This window comes from Heyndrickxia coagulans DSM 1 = ATCC 7050, assembly GCF_000290615.1.
Taxonomy (GTDB): Bacteria; Bacillota; Bacilli; order Bacillales; family Bacillaceae_C; genus Weizmannia; species Weizmannia coagulans.
Window position 1 is genome coordinate 1 of record NZ_ALAS01000138.1, and the last position, 17,809, is coordinate 17,809.

Sequence of the window (17,809 nt, forward strand, 5' to 3'; positions counted from 1 at the left end):
TGCATTCCACCCCTTTTTTAAACCGGGCGGCAGCCAGGAAACCATAATAGTTATCAACAATCACAAATTTCGATGTCGCAATGTTGTATATGCTACGGATAAAATGCTGCAAATTTTTCATTTCAAACAGAAATACCTTCTCTTGCCGGACGGTTTCCGCAACACGGCGGTAGCAGGAAGAAGTACAAACGAACGCTACCTGAAAAGGATCAGGATGCTTTTTCAATTCCTCATACACGTATAAACTGTTCTGCTCAAATGAAACGACAAAAGTGATTTTCCTTTTCAAAGGAAAAATTTTACACAATGTAAAAAGCACGCGAAAAAGCAGTAAGTATAAGGAAATGAACAGTTCCCTAACCATTTTTCACAGAGAAGAGGTCCTTCTTAATTTTTGACGTAGAGATGCCAACCGTCCGTGGCAGGTAAACCACTTCACAATAATCCTTCAGAAAATCAAATTTGCCTTTCCAGTCATCGCCCATCACGAAAACATCGACATTGTATTTTTTAATATCGTCTATTTTTTGTTCCCACGAATGTTCCGGTATGACCTGGTCAACGTAACGGATCGCTTCCAAAATTAATTTCCGGTTTTCATAGCTATGGTACGATTTTTTATTTTTGATTTCGTTAAATTCATCCGATGAAAGGCCGACGATTAAATAGTCGCCTAATGCTCTTGCGCGTTTCAGTAAATTGATATGCCCCCAATGGAGAAGGTCAAATGTTCCGTATGTGATTACTTTTTTCATACAGTTCTCTCCCTGCTAAATGTAATAGGCAACATTCCTGCACAATGCGACACTTTTCATTATTTTTCCCTAATCTTTACTCATTATATGTCTATTTCAAGCAGAATTCAAATACTTCTTCAAGAAGCGGGCGCCGGGTTTTCCCCTATGTACGAGGGTCCCTCCCACAAGCGGGGAGGAACGCCATACAGTGAGCACGCCGGTTTTCCACGTAATAGAAAAAATGGCCAAAAGACACCGTACATCCCGCATTCAGTTATTCATCCGGCAGGGCAGGAGGTAGAGAAACGCGGGCGTCCGGGACTTTAGGCGCGAACACAGCCAGAGTCGCACTTATGAAAAAACAAAAAGCATGCCTCAGCGCGCCAGGTTTTCTATTTCTTTTTCCATTCTTTCCCGGTCGCGTTCCAACACCGGCTTCAAATATTTTCCGGTGTAGGAGGTTGGATGTTCCGCGACTTTTTCCGGCGTGCCAGTGGCAACAACAGTTCCGCCGCCGTCCCCGCCTTCCGGGCCGAGGTCAATGATATAGTCGGCGGTTTTGATGACATCGAGGTTATGCTCGATCACAAGCACCGTATCGCCGTTTTCCACCAGCCGCTGCAGCACATCGAGAAGTTTGGCAATATCATGGACGTGAAGGCCGGTTGTCGGTTCATCCAAAATATAGAAAGAACGCCCGGTCGAACGCCGATGCAGTTCAGATGCGAGTTTCACGCGCTGCGCTTCGCCGCCGGACAGAGTTGTTGCCGGCTGACCGAGCTTGACGTAACCAAGGCCGACATCCGCAATGGTCTGCAGTTTCCGCCTGATTTTCGGAATGTTTTCGAAAAAGGAGATCGCATCTTCCACCGTCATATCGAGTACATCAGCAATATTTTTGCCTTTGTATTGAACTTCGAGCGTTTCGCGGTTGTACCGTTTGCCGTGGCACACTTCACACGGTACGTACACATCCGGCAAAAAGTGCATTTCAATTTTGATAATCCCGTCGCCGTGGCAGGCTTCACACCGGCCGCCCTTGACGTTAAAGCTGAACCGCCCTTTTTTATAGCCGCGGATTTTTGCTTCGTTCGTGGAAGCAAACACGTCGCGGATATCATCGAACACGCCGGTATAGGTCGCCGGGTTGGACCGCGGCGTCCTGCCGATCGGGGACTGGTCGATGTCAATGACTTTGTCGAGATGTTCAATACCCTTGATTTCTTTGTAAGCGCCCGGTTTTGCTTTTGCACGCTGCAATTTTTGGGCAAGCGCCTTATGCAAAATTTCATTGACAAGCGTGCTCTTTCCGGAGCCGGAGACGCCGGTTACGGCAATAAACAGGCCGAGCGGGAATTTTACATTGATGTTTTTTAAATTATTTTCTTTCGCGCCCCTGATTTCAACAAAACGGCCGTCCCCTTTCCGCCGTTCAGGCGGGAGCGGGATAAATTTCTTTCCGGATAAATACTGGCCGGTGAGTGAATCCGGATTTTTCATCACCTCGCGCGGCGTGCCGGCAGCAACAACCTTTCCGCCATGGACGCCTGCTCCCGGGCCGATGTCAATCAAGTAGTCTGCGGCAAGCATGGTATCTTCGTCGTGTTCGACCACGATGAGCGTGTTGCCGATATCGGCCATTTGCCTGAGCGTTGCAATCAGACGGTCATTGTCGCGCTGATGGAGGCCGATCGACGGTTCATCAAGAATGTATAAAACGCCTGTAAGCCTCGATCCGATCTGCGTCGCAAGCCGGATGCGCTGGGCTTCGCCGCCGGAGAGCGTACCGGCAGAACGGCTCAGCGTCAAATAATCGAGGCCGACATTGACGAGGAAACCGAGCCGGGATTCGATTTCGCGCAGGATCAGCCGGGCGATCGCCTGCTCTTTTTCCGTCAATTCGAGATGGGCAAAAAAGGAGCGGGCTTCCGCAATCGAGTAATCCGTCACTTCACTGATATGTTTCCCGCCCACTTTCACAGCAAGGCTTTCCGGTTTCAGGCGGTAGCCTTTGCATTTCGGGCATGGCTGCTGGGCCATATATCTTTCCATCTGCTCGCGCGTAAAGTCGGAACTGGTTTCGCGGTAACGGCGTTCAATATTGTTCAGTACGCCTTCGAATTGGATCATATTGTCACGCACCTGGCCGAAATCATTTTCATAATGGAAATAAATCCGTTCGTTGCCAGATCCGTATAAAATAATCTCCATCTGATGCTTCGGCAAATCTTTGACAGGCGTGTCCATGTCAATGCCAAAATGCTCGCACACCGCTTTTAAGAGCTGCGGATAATATTGTGAGCTGATCGGTTCCCACGGAGCGATCGCGCCTTCATTGAGCGTAAGCGAGGCGTCCGGAATGACAAGGCTTGGATCCACTTCAAGCTTTGCACCTAGCCCGTCACATTCCGGGCAGGCGCCGAACGGGCTGTTGAACGAAAACATGCGCGGTTCCAGTTTATCGATGGAAAAGCCGCAGATCGGGCAAGCAAGATGCTCGCTGAACAGCAGTTCCTCTTCCCCGATCACATCAATTACCACGCGCCCGTCCGCCAATTTCAGCGCGGTTTCAAGCGAATCAGCCAGGCGGGGCTCAATTCCGTCTTTTATGACAATGCGGTCAACAACGATATCAATGGAATGTTTTTTGTTTTTGTCCAGCTCAATTTCTTCGCCGAGGTCGAGCATTTCCCCGTCAATGCGGACGCGGACGAAACCCTGTTTCTTAATATCATCCAGCAGTTTTACATGCCGGCCTTTTTTCCCCGATACCACCGGGGCAAGCACCTGGAGCCGTGTCCGTTCCGGGTATGCCATGATCCGGTCCACCATTTGTTCGACCGTCTGCGATGCAATTTCAATGCCGTGGTTCGGGCAGATCGGGTGGCCGATGCGGGCATACAGAAGCCGCAAATAATCATAAATTTCCGTCACCGTCCCGACGGTGGAACGCGGATTGCGGCTCGTTGTCTTCTGGTCGATGGAGATTGCCGGGGAAAGGCCTTCAATCGCATCCACATCCGGCTTGTCCATCTGCCCTAAAAATTGCCGGGCATAAGCGGACAGCGATTCAACATAGCGCCGCTGCCCTTCCGCATAAATCGTATCGAATGCGAGCGAAGATTTCCCGGACCCGGACAAACCCGTCAGCACAACAAGCTGGTCCCGCGGCAAGGTTACATCAATATTTTTTAAGTTATGGACGCGGGCCCCTTTTACTTCAATTTTATCTAATACCATTGTGGTCGTCACCTGCTTTCAGTTCTAAAAGGGCATCACGGTACCGGGCGGCCTGCTCGAAGTCAAGCGCTTTTGCCGCTTCTTTCATCTTTTCTTCCAGTTCTGCAATCATCCGTATGCGCTCTTCTTTTGTCAGCGGCTTTTTCGTTTCTTCCGCTTCATACGGCGCTGCATCTTCCGCCGCATAGGTCGCGTGGATCGTATCGCGGATATCTTTCTGGATCGTTTTCGGCGTGATGCCATGTTTTTTGTTATAGGCTTCCTGGACGGCACGGCGCCGTTTCGTTTCGCTGATCGCTTTTTCCATCGAATCCGTGATTCTGTCGGCGTACATGATCACTTTGCCGTTTGCATTCCGAGCGGCGCGGCCGATCGTCTGGATCAGCGAGCGTTCGGAACGCAGGAAGCCTTCCTTATCGGCATCAAGAATAGCAACAAGCGACACTTCCGGGATGTCCAGCCCTTCCCGGAGCAGGTTGATGCCGACGATACAATCATATTTGCCGAGACGGAGGTCGCGGATAATTTCAATCCGTTCAAGCGTTTTTACTTCAGAGTGGAGATACTGGACTTTAATGCCCACTTCTTTCAAGTAGTCCGTCAAATCTTCCGCCATTTTTTTTGTCAGTGTCGTGACAAGCACGCGCTCATTTTTCTCAATTCTGTCCTGAATTTCCCCGAGCAGGTCGTCGATTTGCCCTTCGATCGGCCGCACCTCAATTTCCGGATCCAAAAGGCCTGTCGGGCGGATAATTTGTTCCACCATTTTCGGCGTATGCTCGAGTTCATACGGCCCCGGCGTAGCGGATACGCAAATCATTTGCGAAATATGTTTTTCAAATTCCTCAAACCGGAGCGGCCGGTTGTCAAGCGCGGACGGCAGCCGGAACCCGTGGTCGACGAGCACCTGCTTGCGCGCCTGGTCCCCATTAAACATTCCCCTGATTTGCGGGAGCGTAACATGGGATTCGTCAATGACGAGCAGAAAATCTTTCGGGAAATAGTCGAGAAGCGTATACGGCGTCGAACCGGGCGGGCGCAGCGCCAAATGGCGGGAATAGTTTTCGATCCCGGAACAAAAGCCCATTTCCCGCATCATTTCCAGATCATAGCGCGTCCGCTGTTCGAGCCGTTGTGCTTCGAGCAGTTTGCCGTTATCGCGGAGCTCTTTCAGCCGTTCTTCGAGTTCCGCTTCAATATTCCGGATCGCAATCTGCAGTTTCTCATTGCGCGTAACGAAGTGGGAAGCCGGGAAAATCGCGACATGGTCGCGGTCACCGATAATCTCGCCGGTCAGCGCGTCGACTTCCCGGATCCGGTCAATTTCGTCGCCGAAAAATTCGACACGGATGCAGTGTTCATCGCGCGAAGCCGGGAAAATTTCGACGACATCGCCGCGCACACGGAACGTCCCGCGTTGGAAGTCAATATCATTGCGGGCATACTGGATATCGACAAGCCGCCGCAACAGCTGGTTCCGCTCGATTTCCATCCCGGTCCGGAGCGAGACGACAAGCTCGCGGTATTCTTCCGGCGAACCTAAGCCGTAAATACAGGAGACGCTCGCAATAATAATGACATCATTGCGCTCAAACAGGGCAGACGTTGCCGAGTGCCGCAGTTTGTCAATTTCATCGTTAATGCTTGCATCTTTTTCAATATACGTATCGGTTTGCGGCACGTACGCTTCCGGCTGGTAATAATCGTAATAACTGACGAAATACTCTACTGCATTGTTCGGGAAAAATTCCTTAAACTCGCTGTACAATTGCCCTGCCAGCGTTTTGTTGTGGGCAATGACAAGCGTCGGCTTATTCACTTCTTTAATCACATTCGAAACCGTAAACGTTTTTCCCGTTCCGGTCGCCCCGAGCAGTGTCTGAATCTTTTTGCCTGCACGGATGCCGTCCACAAGCTGGCGGATCGCTTCCGGCTGGTCCCCCTCCGGCTTGTATTTCGAAACAAGTTCAAAAGCATGCTGTTCCATCCATGAGCCTCCTTAAACCGGCATCATCTATTTCAACCTTAAAAGGCCGTTCTTCGTCTTTCAGTCTTTTTATTTTAACATAAATCCTGCCCCGTCTCCAACAAAAAGCGAACAAGTTTTCTATCTTTCCATAAGAAAGAACGGTAAGGATTTTCCCTACCGCTTTTAGGAACGGATGGCCGTTATTTCACCGGGATTTCCAGAGCGTACCATTCTTCTTCAAGACGTGCATTTTGCCCTTCCCATATTTTCTTCGCATCCTCAATTCCCTTATTATAGTAGTGTGCCGCAAGCTTTTCCTGAAAAAAGTCAAAATAAACCTGTGTGGCAATCACACCGATTTCTTCACCTGTCTGTTCCCAGACAAATTGCTGTATTTCCCGCAGAATCTGCTGCTTTTCCGCAGGATCCATTTTGAATCCGGTCATGGGCGCCTCCGCCTTCATTTTTTCATTCCTTTTTTCATCTTTGCCTTCCGTATCATTGTATTAGCAAAATAAAACCCGATTGTCAATGAAGCTGCATCCACGATATATACCGGCCACGTGCGCGTATAGCCTTTATAAACGGAAGCGACAATGAGCGCAACCGTCAGTATCAGCCCAATCACTTGGTTAAACGTAACCCGCGAAAAAAAGATGACGAGAAAGCATGGAAAAACAGCGGCTACCACCAATTGAACGATCATCCTCACCCCACTCCAAGCCCTTACTTCTGCTATCCCTATTTTTTAACATTCCACCCGAAAATACAAGAAAAATCATTGAAAATGAATTATCTTTTGAATTCATTTTCAATGATTTCATTTGTAATGCCACGCAACTGGCTCCGTTCGATAAATCGTTCTGCGAGCAGATCAGGCAAAATGGACGTTAAAAAGTATTGGACAGATGCAAGCCCCGAAAACCGCAAAATGGTCCGCAGCGATTCCTCGTAAATTTCCAGAAACAGCGGCTCCGGATTGCCCTTTTGAATTTCCCCAAAAGATTCATACAAAAGATCGACTTTGTCGGAAACGGATAATATTTTTCCTTCCAGCGTATCGTCCTTGCCTTCTTTGAACAAATCAAAATAAATCTCCCGGTATTCTTCCGGAAATACGCCGTTGATAAAGTTTTTCGTCATTTCTTCCTCGACCTGTTTGAACAACTCATGCAGCTCTTTTGAAGAATATTTGACCGGCGTTTTGATGTCGCCTGTAAACAGTTCCGGATAATCATGATTCAGCGCCTTTTGGTAGAGCGCGCGCCAGTCCACTTTATTGCCGGCTTTCTCCTCCACATGGCCGAAAAACTGGGCGATTTTTGCCACTTTAAAAGAATGGGCTGCCACCGAGTGTTCTTGGAATTTAAACTTGCCCGGGCAGCGGTAAATTTTTTCCAGGTCAGACAAACTTTTAAAATATTGGTGAACCCCCATCCTGCTTCCCTCCTTGCTGTCCGATTTTTTTAGGATTGGGACCGGTTCTTTGATATTTCCACTATTCTAGAAAAAAATAAACCCAGCGTCAAGTAACTGGATTTAAAATCTACATGGTCAGGAAAAATGCCCCTGTAATGACGAGCAGAATCCCAAACCATTTTCTCCTGTTCATTTTTTCCGACAAAAAAAGGGAAGAAAGGATCAAGGTCCAAATATATGTAATCGAGGTTAAAGGATACACAATCGTATACGGCATCATCTTCAGCAACTGAATATTCAGCAATGCTCCTAATACATAGAAAACACCGCCAATACCTAGATTCACAATGAAAAATCCGCTCAGCTTTAATCCTCATCAGAGGTGATTTTTTATGGAAGGGAATGATTTACGCATAAGAAAATGGAAAAGAACAGCCGAACAGTCATCCTCTCAGCTGAACTTGAATGAAAAAGCGTTTGAACAGTACTTTCCTTCACCTGTCAAGCGTTGGAAAGGATTAGCCGAACCGTCCTGAAATATAGTCTTCTGTCTGCTTCGATGCAGGATTTGTAAACATTTTGGTTGTTTCAGCGAATTCCACCACCCTGCCATTCAAAAAGAAAGCGGTATGTCCGGACACGCGCATCGCCTGCTGCATATTATGGGTGACGATGATGATGGTGTATTGCGCTTTCAACTCGAGGATCAATTCCTCAATTTTGGCTGCCGATACCGGATCAAGCGCCGATGCCGGTTCGTCCATTAAAATAATGCCCGGTTCAACAGCAAGCACCCTTGCGAGCACAAGCCTTTGCTGCTGCCCGCCGGAAAGCCCCGCGGCAGACGTATGAAGGCGGTCTTTCACCTCATCCCACAGCGCAGCCTGAATCAAACATTTTTCTACGATTTCATCAAGCACATGCCGGTTTTTAACGCCGTGGATGCGCGGTCCGTACGCGACATTATCGTAAATGGACATTGGAAACGGATTCGGGCGTTGGAAGACCATGCCGGCATTTTTTCTTAATTGGACAACATCCGTTTTCGGCGCATAAATATTTTCGCCTCCAATCGTAATATGGCCTTCCATTCGGAAACCGGGGATGTTGTCATTCATCCGGTTCAACGTGCGCAAAAACGTGGATTTTCCGCATCCAGACGGGCCGATCAGTGCTGTCACATGCTTTTCCGGAAATGCCAGATTAATATCATAAAGAGCCTGGAAGTTTTTATAAAACACATTTACACGCTCGGCACGGATAGCGGTTTGGTTGTCTGCCCGTTTTTCCAATACTGCTGCCATTTTGCATTTCTCCTTTTCCACCGGGATTTAGCCGAAAAAGCCGGATAAGTAGTCCCTTGTTTTTTGGTTTTCCGGTTTGGTAAATATTTTCGCCGTGTCCCCCGCTTCGATCAGCGCGCCCATGAAAAAGAAGGCGGTCTTGTCAGAAATGCGGGCGGCCTGCTGCAGATTGTGCGTGACAATGGCAACGGTATAGTCTTTTTTCAGTTCGAGAATCAGTTCCTCAATTTTACCAGTTGAGACCGGATCAAGCGCCGATGCCGGTTCATCAAGAAGCAGGACATCCGGGTTCATGGCGAGCGCCCTTGCGATACAGAGCCGCTGCTGTTGGCCGCCTGACAGTGCAAGCGCGGACGTATGCAGGCGGTCTTTCACTTCATCCCATAATGCAGCTTTTTTTAAGCTTTCTTCGACGATTTCTTCCAGTATTGCTTTTTTCTTCACGCCATGGTGCTTCGGGCCAAACGCGACATTTTCAAAAACCGATTTTGCGAACGGATTCGGGCGCTGGAACACCATGCCGATATGCTTCCGGATTTCAAAAACATCCGCGCACGAAAGGGTGATGTCGGCTCCTTTATAAAAAATCCCGCCGGACATCCTGCAGCCCGCAATTTCATCATTCATGCGGTTCAAGCTCCGCAAAAAGGTGGATTTTCCGCATCCGGACGGGCCGATTAATGCCGTCACCTGATGCTCGGGAAATGCGAGGCTGACCTTTTTGATCGCCGCTTTTTCCCCGTAAGAAACACTTAAATTTTTGGTTTTGATGATGATGTTCAGTGCTTCCGGCATCTGCCCGGGAATTTCAACCGCGGGCCGCACCATTTTTTCATTCCGTGCCAGCATCGATACTGCCAAGGGTCATTCCTCCTTTTATTGTGAAAGCAGTAAGGGTCCGTTTTTTTCTTGTTAAAGTGAAGCGCGCGCAAGAACGGGCTTGATACAAACGCCTGCCATGTTTCCGGGCACCCTTATTTACCCGGTTGTGATCATTCCCGCTGAAAATAAAGTGTAAAAAAGCTAGATATGGTGCCAAATAGACGCAACTTCCCGTGCACCCTCATTCATCCGGTTGTGAAGCTGTTGCAAATGCACCGATTTAAAGTAGGCATGGCGCGTTTCCAGATGAATACGGCGCCTTCATTGCGAAGTCATCCGGTTATGGAGCCATTTGCCGACAAACCTTGCTGAAAAATTAAAGATGAGCACAAACAGGATCAGCACTGCGGACGCGCCGCTTGATACGGACGCGGCATCCGGCATAAGGCCTTCCCCGTTGATTTTCCAAATGTGCACGGCCAATGTTTCAGCCGGGCGGAGCGGGTTCAGCGGGGAGTTCATGCTGAACGGGTTCCAATTTGAAAAATCAAGATTCGGCGAACTCATGCCTGCTGTATAAATAAGGGCTGCCGCTTCGCCGAAAACGCGCCCGGAGGCCAAAATGATCCCGGTGATGATCCCCGGCAAAGCAGCCGGCAACAGCACCGATTGAATCGTTTCCCATCGTGACACACCAAGTGCAAGGCCCGCTTCCCGCTGCGCCGGCGAAATGGCACGCAGTGAATCCTCCACGACCCGGACCAGTAGCGGCAAATTGAAAAGCGCCAAAGCAAACGCGCCGGACAAAATCGAAAATCCCCAGCCCATCGACAGGACAAAGAATAGAAAACCAAACAGCCCGACCACAATAGACGGAAGCGAAGACAACACTTCAATCGCCGTCCGGAGCAAATCCGTCAGCCGGTTTTTCCGTGCATATTCTGCCATATAAATGCCGGCGCCAAGTGCAACCGGCATGCTGATCGCCATTGTCAGCACGAGTAAATAAAAGGAATTGAACAACTGCGGCCCGATTCCCCCGCCTTCTTTAAATGTTTGGGGAGGGGATGAAATGAATGACCAGCTGATATGCGGCAGTCCTTTTACAAGAATGTATCCGACGAGCCCCGCAAGAATGGCGACGATAAACACGGCAATGAAGTAAAAAACGGATGTTGCGATACGGTCTGCTATTTTTGCTTTCATGATGCTTCCCTCCTGCGGCCGATAAAACGGACGATGATGATGAAGACGAGCGACATGAGGAGCAAAACGAGCGCCAGCGTCCAGAGCGCGTTATTTTCCACGCTTCCCATCACGGTATTGCCCATGCCCATCGTTAAAATGCTTGTTAAAGTGGATGCCGGCTCGAGCAATGAACGGGGCATCACCGTTGCGTTGCCAATTACCATCTGCACCGCGAGCGCTTCACCGAATGCCCGGGCCATCCCGAAAATAACAGCCGTTAACAGGCCCGGCCGCGCCGTCCGCAGCACTACTTTGTAAGTCGTTTGCCAGCGCGTCGCCCCAAGCGCAAGCGAGGCTTCCCGGAGCGAATCGGGCACAGCGCGGATGGCATCCACCGACAAACTCATCACAGTCGGCAAAATCATGACCGCAAGCACAATGGTTCCTGCCGCAATGCCAAATCCGCTTCCTGATACATGTTCACGAAGAAACGGGACGACGACGCTTAATCCAATAAATCCATAAACAACCGACGGAATGCCGACAAGCAATTCAATGACCGGCTGCAACATTTTTTGCCCCCGTTTAGCGGAAATTTCCGTCATAAATACAGCCCCGCCGATTGCAAGCGGCGCACAAATGATAGCGGCAAGAAATGTTACGGCAAAGGAACCGGTTATCATCGGCAAAGCGCCCGCAACCGGGGTCCCGGCAGCATCCTTTTTGCCCGGGTTCCAGTCTTTTCCTGTGAAAAATTCAAAGACACTGGCGTGATGTTCAAAGAAAAGGGCAAGCCCTTTTGATGCGACAAAAATAAAAATCGATGCGGCAACAACCGCCATCAAAGCAATGCAAATCAGCGTCATCATTTTCCCGCGCCGTTCTATTTTGATTTTCGAACGCGGTTTTGCTTTATTTTTGACAACCTGTTCTGTCCATTTGAGTGCATTTTCACTCACGTTGTTCTATCCCCTTCCGGTTAGGTTTCTAAAAACGGGCAAGATTGCCGCTTTAGTTTCCGGATAAAATTTCTGCTCTGCAGGCCTTTCCGGGTGCAGTTTTCAAAAGCAGGCAAGACCGGCAACTTTGATTTTCGAATGCATTTCTGCTTTGCAGGCGGCCTGCGCTGCCTGCTCGACTGCTTGTTCGTTCACGTTGTTTTATTCTTTACGGTTGCCATTTTCAAAACAGGCAAGATTTCGGCAACTTTGGAAATCGTATCGTCCAGGCGATCATTCTGCTGCTTCGCAGTTCGCAGCCCCGCAAAGTTTTAAGTGCGTGCCGCTTTATTTTGTTGTCACGTTTCCGCCGGCATCCCGTTCAACTTGCATTTCAGAAATAGGCATATACCCGAGTTTTGGAACGAGGTTTTTTTGTACTTCATCAGAAAGCATGTAATCAATAAATTTTTCCGTTAAGCCTTTTGCCTTTCCTTTTGTATACATATGTTCGTAAGCCCAGATTTTCCATTTATTTGTTTTGACATTCTCTTCCGCCGGTTCAACACCGTCCACTTTTAAAGCTTTGACTTTATTGTTTATATAAGAGAATGCGAGATAGCTGATAGCCCCTGGTGTTTCGTTGACAATTTTTTGCACGGTACCCGAAGAGTCCTGTTCCTGTGCTTTCACTGCAGTAGCGCCGTCTAAAGCCTGTTTTTCAAAGACGGCCCGTGTGCCGGATCCTTCTGCACGGTTAATAACAACGATTTTCAGGTCTTTTCCGCCGACTTCTTTCCAGTTTTTAATTTTGCCGGTGAAGATGCCGATCAGCTGCTGTTTTGTCAGGTTATCAACGCCGATGTCCTGATTTGCAACCGGCGCAAACCCGACAACGGCAACTTTATGGTCTGTAATCTTGCTTGCATCAATGCCGTCTTTTTCCTCGGCAAAAACGTCAGAATTCCCGATTTGGACAGCGCCTTCCGCAACTTTGCTCAATCCGGTTCCGCTGCCGCCGCCCTGTACGTTAATGGTTGCGCCCGGATGATCATTCATATATTGTGCCGCGGCTTCCTGCACGAGCGGCTGGAGCGCGGTGGAACCGACTGCCGTGATGCTTTCCTGTTTTGTGCCGTTGCCGGATGTTGCCGTCCCTTTTGCATTCCCGCACCCGGCAGCAATCACCGCGAAAATCGTTAATAAGCCAAATAGCGCTGCAAACTTTTTCTTCATTTTTTTGCCCCCTGTTTTTTATTGGTTTGCTCCTTGCACCTTTAAAGATAATCGTGCGGTATTAAGCAGATATGAATGGAATGTTAAGAGTTTGTAAAGATGATAGAACCAGGTGTAAGATTTTAAAGAGTGATTGTCACATTTTAGGCAAAAACATTAAAAATAGAAGAAACCGGTTTGTTTATAATAGAGGTAACAGAGACTGAACGGAGGTATAAAATTGAAATCGGTCGTGATTATTGGCGGGGGCATTACGGGTCTTACCACATTGTACGAGCTTCATAAACAGATCCAAAAAACAGGTGCACAGGCAACCTTAGCCCTTGTGGAAGAAAATCCGGAAGCCGGCGGAAAGCTCTGTACCGTCCGGAAAGAGGGCTTTATTATGGAAACGGGGGCGGATTCAATCGTTGCCCGCAAAAAAGGGGTAGCCAGCTTTTTGAAAGAACTCGGGCTTGAAAACCGGATCCGCCACAATGCTACCGGCATCTCGTATCTTTACCGGGAAGACGGGTTAAAACCGATTCCGGCAGAGGCAGTGTTTGGCATTCCGGCAAGTTTGGATGCGCTTTTTGGCAGCGAACTTGTTTCAACAAAAGGGAAGCTGGCAGCGCTGAAAGATTTGTTTACGAAAAACCATTCTTTTACAAAAGACAGTTCGGCCGGGGAATTTTTGGAGGCTTTTTTCGGCAAAGAACTGGTGAAGAAACAAATTGCGCCGGTGCTGTCCGGCGTTTACTCCGGCAATTTGTATGAACTGACATTGGCAACAACGATGCCGTTTCTTGTTGATTATAAAAACCAGTATGGCAGCATCATGAAAGGTTTGTCCGAACATAAGCAAACTTTCTTGTCTCCTGAGAAGAAAAAATTTGTATCGTTTAAAAACGGTTTGGCCGAACTGGCTGGCCGGCTCGAGGAAAAGGCAGCGGGCGCTGACATCATAAAAGGGGTAAAAGCAGATGTGCTTGAACGGCACGAAAAAGGCTATACTGTTGTATTGTCGGACGGGCGCAGGCTTGAAGCAGATGTGGTGGTGCTTGCCGTACCGCATGCTGCAGCGAAGAAACTGCTTGCGGACCCTGCGTTGGATGAGGAATGGGGGCAATTTAAGGCCGCTTCGGTGATCTCCGTTTATCTTGGTTTTGACGTGTCGGATGCAGTCTTGCCGAAAGACGGGACGGGCTTTATTGTTTCCGGCGGAAGCGGGCTCGCTTGCAATGCCTGCACATGGACAAGCCGGAAATGGCCGCACACGTCGAAAAACGGGCGCCTGCTGTTGCGCTTGTTTTATAAAGACGCGGATGCCGCACTGTTTAACCGGCTGAATGCTATGGATCAGGAGGGGCTGATTGAAACGGCGCTTAAAGATGTCCGGCAGGCGCTCGGGATCAGTGCACAGCCAGTGGCAGCGGAAGTGACAAAATGGCTGGGCAAGATGCCGAAGTACGATTTGCACCACCGGCAGAGGGTAGAAGCGCTAACCAAAAAGCTATCAGCAAGCGACCCGGACGTGGTGCTCGCCGGTTGCTCTTACTACGGCGTCGGCATCGCCGATTGCATCGTGAATGGAAAAGAAACGGCGGGAAAGGTAATGGAAAAACTAAGGGAGCAGGGCAGTTTAAATGTGTAAATCATGTATTGCCGAATGGACAAAACTTGCAGTTCTCCCCCTTTTGTCCTTCATCCCGCTTATGAACACCTCCCATATCCGCAAAAAGCAACAGGCCGGGCGCTTTTAAACAGCGTCCGGCCTGGTTTGCGTCCGTGGCAGGGTGACTATAAAGGTGCTGCCTTTTCCTTCCTCGCTTTCCACTCGGATCTTGCCATGGTACGATTCAACAAGATGCTTAACGATTGCAAGACCGAGCCCGGTGCCGCCGGACTGCCTTGACCGGGCTTTATCGACCCGGTAAAACCGTTCAAAGATGCGCGGCAAATCCTTTTCAGAAATGCCAATGCCTGTATCGCTTACGATCAAGTCCAGTTCATTTTCCCTTTCGATCAGGCTGATTTCAATCCTGCCTTTATCCGGCGTATAGGCAATCGCGTTCGTTACCAAATTCAACAGGATTTGGCGGAGACGGTCTTTGTCTGCTTCCATCATGACGTGCCGCTTTTGTGGCAGGACAAGTTCCAGCTGTTTCTTTTCTATTCTCTTCCGCATCGTTTGGGCGGTCTCTGTAATCACATCGACCACATTGAGCTGTTCCATTTTCAACGGAATGCGGTGCTGCTCGATCCTGGACAAATCGAGAATGTCGGAAATGAGCCGGTGCAGCCGGTCGGACTCGTCATAGATGATCTTTAAAAATTCCCTGAGTGTCGCTTCATCATACATGGCACCGTCTAGTAACGTTTCCGCAAACCCTTTGACAGAGGTGACGGGCGTTTTCAATTCATGGGAGACATTTGCGACAAATTCGCTGCGGATTTGCTCAAGCCGCCTTGTTTCTGTTACATCATGCAGGACCGCGACAACGCCGCGCAGCTCTCCGCTCTCCCCGACATACGGCGCAATATGGGCATCGAGAATGCGCTCTTTCGGGTAATAAAGATGTACCTCATCCCGAAACCGTTCACCCGTTTTTAAGGAACGGTCGATCAGCTGGCTGAGCCCGAAACTTTTTCCCGCTTCAATATGGCGCTTTCCAATCAATTTGCCGGACGACAAACCCGTCATTTCCTCCATTGCCCGGTTCACAAGCATGATCCGCCCCGATGTCTGAATAAGCATGACCCCGCTGTCCATATTTTCCAATACGGCGGTCAGCTGCTGCTCGTTTTCATCAATCTCATTCATTTGCTGCTTTAAGTTATGGGCAAGATTATTAATGGCTTTTGTCAGCTGCCGCAACTCCCCGCTTGCATTTATATGGACGCGGCTGTCATAATCTTTTTTAATAAGGCGGTTGCTGACCTCAATGCTTGCTTCAATCGGGCGCGTGAATTTTCGCGCCAGCACATAGCTGATCCAGCCGGAAATGAGGAAGGCCACTGCCATCGCAAGCCCGAGGCTAAACCACAGTCCTTTAAGCACGGCATCAATCCGGTCAAGCGCAATCGAGGTCCGGATCACTGCGGTGACTTTCCCGTTTTCTTTTACCGGGTTTGCGACATACATCATATTGTACCCGAGCGTATGGCTTGAGCGGATGGACTCACCGCTTGCTTTATGCTGCGTTATCACCTGCCTGAATTCCGGCCGGTTTGCGTGATTTTCCATTTTTGCCGGATCATCGTCCGAATCTGCGAGCACTTTCCCGTTTGTATCAATTATGGTAATACGCGGTTCGTGGTTGGAATAATAATGCCGAACTTTTTTTTGCAGTATATCCGGCTTGCCTTTTAACGTTTGCGGGCGGATCGTTTTCATCAGCAGATCTGCATCCTGGGAAAGCTGCGTGCGCACCATGTCCATATATGTATGTTGAATCATATCGGCAACGAAAAAGCCGATGGCCAGCAATACGGCAGCCAAAATCGATAAAAATGCAATAAAAATGCGGATCCATAATTTATTCATCGCAAAGCCCTTTCCCGCTACATCACTTCCATTTTATAGCCAAAACCCCTGACTGTTTTAATATATTGCGGCTGTTTCGTATCTTCTTCCATTTTTTCGCGGAGGTGGCTGATGTGCACGTCGACGATTCTTGTATCGCCCGCAAAATCGAAATTCCAAACGGCATCCAGCAGCTGGTCGCGGCTTAGCACTTTCCCGGCGTGATTTGCCAAATACAATAGCAGTTCAAATTCTTTCGGGGTCAGCTCCAGTTTTTTCTCTTTAAAATAGGCTTCGAATTGTTCCGGTAAAATGCGCAGATCGCCCACTTTAATCGCATCAGCGGTTTCTTCTTCTGTTTTTGTTTCTGCCCGCCGCAGGATCGCTTTCACGCGGGCCACCACTTCCCGCGGGCTGAACGGTTTTGTAATATAGTCGTCTGCCCCGAGTTCAAGGCCGAGAATTTTATCCAGTTCATCGCTTTTGGCTGTCAGCATTAAAATGGGCGTATTGATTTTCCCAAGCCGCAGCTGCTTGCAAACGTCCATGCCGTCCATGCCCGGAAGCATCAGATCGAGAATAATGACATCAAGTTTTTCTCTCCTCGCTGTATCATATCCCTCGTTTCCGTCACTGGCAGTCAGCACTTCAAAACCGGCTTGCTCGAGATTGAATTTTAAAAGGGTCACAATGGATGGTTCATCATCCACAACCAAAATTTTTTTAGCCATCTGTTATAGCCCCGCTCCCTGACTTGTTTTTCTTCATTGTATCGTGCCTGCTTTTCCATTGTAAAGCCGGATTTCAAGCATTCCGCGCGCGACCGGAAAATATGTAAATGTTAAGCGTACATTTGGATGAGAAATACTGCCAGAACGGCAATAAGATTCGGCAATCCGAACAGGAAAAAAGCATCGTCAGACTGAATCTTGATTGGTGATGTTCTTTTGTTTCAGAAAAATAGTTAGCCCGTGTCTCTATGCCGCCCACAAACGCCCCCATCGTGATGCCGGAGAAAACAATCCCAATTGCTGCCGCTATCCCGCAGATCCAATAGGTTTTTGAAAAATCCCTGGTAAACAGCCCTGCAATGATGCCAGCCGCAGCAATGATCATTCCGGTTATAACAGCATATGCCTTCAATTTTTGCCCCCTCCTTTTCTTTATTGTTATATTCAGCCTCCGTCATAAAATGTCCTGCTTTTAAGACGTCTCTTGTTGCGTGTTTTTTAAATCTCCTTCCCACACGCAGAGAGTTTTAATTGAAGTATGTGTAAAATTTTACTCGCAGGGGCAGATGAGTGGAAAAAAATAGGAAGACACTCTATCATCTAAATGTACACCATGAAATGAACATCTAGAGAGAGAGGTCTTCCCATGGATATTATATCAATAATTGCTGGATTATTAAAGGATACAAAGAGTCTTATTGAATTTGAAGAACAGGTTAA

Annotated in this window: 16 protein-coding genes and 1 pseudogene; 1 reads left to right on the plus strand and 16 read right to left on the minus strand. The window is 48.6% G+C overall.

Features of this window, described 5'->3' with window-relative positions:
• The 13 genes and pseudogenes from IC21_RS17290 to IC21_RS07395 form a co-directional block, all read right to left on the minus strand.
• A pseudogene (locus IC21_RS17290) lies at positions 1-289 on the minus strand (CDP-glycerol glycerophosphotransferase family protein); the annotation flags it as partial.
• Between the two features lie 67 nt (positions 290-356).
• Complete coding sequence (gene tagD / locus IC21_RS07340) at positions 357-755, minus strand: glycerol-3-phosphate cytidylyltransferase (RefSeq protein WP_013858674.1); 399 nt, start codon at positions 753-755, stop codon at positions 357-359.
• 357 nt (positions 756-1,112) lie between these two features.
• Positions 1,113-3,977 carry an excinuclease ABC subunit UvrA gene (gene uvrA / locus IC21_RS07345; RefSeq protein WP_029142691.1) on the minus strand — a complete coding sequence of 955 codons (2,865 nt, stop codon included), beginning with the start codon at positions 3,975-3,977 and terminating at the stop codon, positions 1,113-1,115.
• Positions 3,964-5,964: an excinuclease ABC subunit UvrB gene (gene uvrB / locus IC21_RS07350; protein ID WP_013858672.1), complete on the minus strand. Its 2,001-nt coding sequence runs from the start codon at positions 5,962-5,964 to the stop codon at positions 3,964-3,966. The genes uvrA and uvrB overlap by 14 nt, the downstream gene beginning before the upstream one ends.
• A 182-nt stretch (positions 5,965-6,146) precedes the next feature.
• Positions 6,147-6,392: a DUF2164 domain-containing protein gene (locus IC21_RS07355; RefSeq protein WP_029142692.1), complete on the minus strand. Its 246-nt coding sequence runs from the start codon at positions 6,390-6,392 to the stop codon at positions 6,147-6,149.
• 14 nt (positions 6,393-6,406) lie between these two features.
• Positions 6,407-6,652 (minus strand): CsbA family protein, encoded by a 246-nt coding sequence (locus IC21_RS07360; protein ID WP_014095840.1) that lies wholly within the window; start codon positions 6,650-6,652, stop codon positions 6,407-6,409.
• An 86-nt stretch (positions 6,653-6,738) separates the two neighbouring features.
• Entirely contained in the window at positions 6,739-7,383 is a 645-nt protein-coding gene (locus tag IC21_RS07365; RefSeq protein WP_013858670.1) for an HD domain-containing protein, read from the minus strand.
• Positions 7,384-7,492: 109 nt separating this feature from the next.
• On the minus strand, positions 7,493-7,711 hold the full coding sequence (locus IC21_RS07370; protein WP_029142693.1) for an EamA family transporter: 219 nt from the start codon (positions 7,709-7,711) through the stop codon (positions 7,493-7,495).
• Between the two features lie 172 nt (positions 7,712-7,883).
• Positions 7,884-8,669, minus strand: a complete 786-nt coding sequence (gene pstB, locus IC21_RS07375) for a phosphate ABC transporter ATP-binding protein PstB (RefSeq protein WP_029142694.1) — start codon at positions 8,667-8,669, stop codon at positions 7,884-7,886.
• Positions 8,670-8,696: 27 nt separating this feature from the next.
• On the minus strand, positions 8,697-9,497 hold the full coding sequence (gene pstB, locus IC21_RS07380; RefSeq protein WP_234969594.1) for a phosphate ABC transporter ATP-binding protein PstB: 801 nt from the start codon (positions 9,495-9,497) through the stop codon (positions 8,697-8,699).
• A gap of 315 nt (positions 9,498-9,812) precedes the next feature.
• The gene (gene pstA, locus IC21_RS07385; RefSeq protein WP_029142696.1) at positions 9,813-10,697 is read right to left on the minus strand and encodes a phosphate ABC transporter permease PstA; all 885 of its coding nucleotides are present in this window, start codon (positions 10,695-10,697) and stop codon (positions 9,813-9,815) included.
• A complete protein-coding gene (pstC, locus tag IC21_RS07390) occupies positions 10,694-11,548 on the minus strand; it encodes a phosphate ABC transporter permease subunit PstC (RefSeq protein WP_234969592.1) in 855 nt (284 codons plus the stop codon). Before pstC ends, pstA begins: the two co-directional genes overlap by 4 nt.
• Positions 11,549-11,965: 417 nt before the next feature.
• Positions 11,966-12,853 carry a phosphate ABC transporter substrate-binding protein PstS family protein gene (locus tag IC21_RS07395; RefSeq protein WP_029142698.1) on the minus strand — a complete coding sequence of 296 codons (888 nt, stop codon included), beginning with the start codon at positions 12,851-12,853 and terminating at the stop codon, positions 11,966-11,968.
• A gap of 220 nt (positions 12,854-13,073) precedes the next feature.
• On the opposite strand from IC21_RS07395, the gene hemG reads away from it, so the two are divergent.
• Positions 13,074-14,486: a protoporphyrinogen oxidase gene (gene hemG / locus IC21_RS07400; protein WP_029142699.1), complete on the plus strand. Its 1,413-nt coding sequence runs from the start codon at positions 13,074-13,076 to the stop codon at positions 14,484-14,486.
• 105 nt (positions 14,487-14,591) lie between these two features.
• Here hemG and pnpS read toward each other — a convergent pair whose 3' ends face one another.
• The 3 genes from pnpS to IC21_RS07415 form a co-directional block, all read right to left on the minus strand.
• Positions 14,592-16,379 (minus strand): two-component system histidine kinase PnpS, encoded by a 1,788-nt coding sequence (gene pnpS, locus IC21_RS07405; RefSeq protein ID WP_029142700.1) that lies wholly within the window; start codon positions 16,377-16,379, stop codon positions 14,592-14,594.
• A gap of 17 nt (positions 16,380-16,396) precedes the next feature.
• Positions 16,397-17,089, minus strand: a complete 693-nt coding sequence (locus IC21_RS07410; RefSeq protein WP_017552707.1) for a response regulator transcription factor — start codon at positions 17,087-17,089, stop codon at positions 16,397-16,399.
• A gap of 73 nt (positions 17,090-17,162) precedes the next feature.
• On the minus strand, positions 17,163-17,501 hold the full coding sequence (locus tag IC21_RS07415; protein ID WP_234969590.1) for a DUF5316 domain-containing protein: 339 nt from the start codon (positions 17,499-17,501) through the stop codon (positions 17,163-17,165).
• Positions 17,502-17,809: the final 308 nt, after the last annotated feature.

What these genes read in the sequence shown, in the direction of transcription:
- tagD (WP_013858674.1), bottom strand. Translation starts at nt 755, where the DNA reads ATGAAAAAAGTAATCACATACGGAACATTTGACCTTCTCCATTGGGGG.
- uvrA (WP_029142691.1), bottom strand. Translation starts at nt 3,977, where the DNA reads ATGGTATTAGATAAAATTGAAGTAAAAGGGGCCCGCGTCCATAACTTA.
- uvrB (WP_013858672.1), bottom strand. Translation starts at nt 5,964, where the DNA reads ATGGAACAGCATGCTTTTGAACTTGTTTCGAAATACAAGCCGGAGGGG.
- IC21_RS07355 (WP_029142692.1), bottom strand. Translation starts at nt 6,392, where the DNA reads ATGACCGGATTCAAAATGGATCCTGCGGAAAAGCAGCAGATTCTGCGG.
- IC21_RS07360 (WP_014095840.1), bottom strand. Translation starts at nt 6,652, where the DNA reads ATGATCGTTCAATTGGTGGTAGCCGCTGTTTTTCCATGCTTTCTCGTC.
- IC21_RS07365 (WP_013858670.1), bottom strand. Translation starts at nt 7,383, where the DNA reads ATGGGGGTTCACCAATATTTTAAAAGTTTGTCTGACCTGGAAAAAATT.
- pstB (WP_029142694.1), bottom strand. Translation starts at nt 8,669, where the DNA reads ATGGCAGCAGTATTGGAAAAACGGGCAGACAACCAAACCGCTATCCGT.
- pstB (WP_234969594.1), bottom strand. Translation starts at nt 9,497, where the DNA reads ATGGTGCGGCCCGCGGTTGAAATTCCCGGGCAGATGCCGGAAGCACTG.
- pstA (WP_029142696.1), bottom strand. Translation starts at nt 10,697, where the DNA reads ATGAAAGCAAAAATAGCAGACCGTATCGCAACATCCGTTTTTTACTTC.
- pstC (WP_234969592.1), bottom strand. Translation starts at nt 11,548, where the DNA reads ATGATGACGCTGATTTGCATTGCTTTGATGGCGGTTGTTGCCGCATCG.
- IC21_RS07395 (WP_029142698.1), bottom strand. Translation starts at nt 12,853, where the DNA reads ATGAAGAAAAAGTTTGCAGCGCTATTTGGCTTATTAACGATTTTCGCG.
- pnpS (WP_029142700.1), bottom strand. Translation starts at nt 16,379, where the DNA reads ATGAATAAATTATGGATCCGCATTTTTATTGCATTTTTATCGATTTTG.
- IC21_RS07410 (WP_017552707.1), bottom strand. Translation starts at nt 17,089, where the DNA reads ATGGCTAAAAAAATTTTGGTTGTGGATGATGAACCATCCATTGTGACC.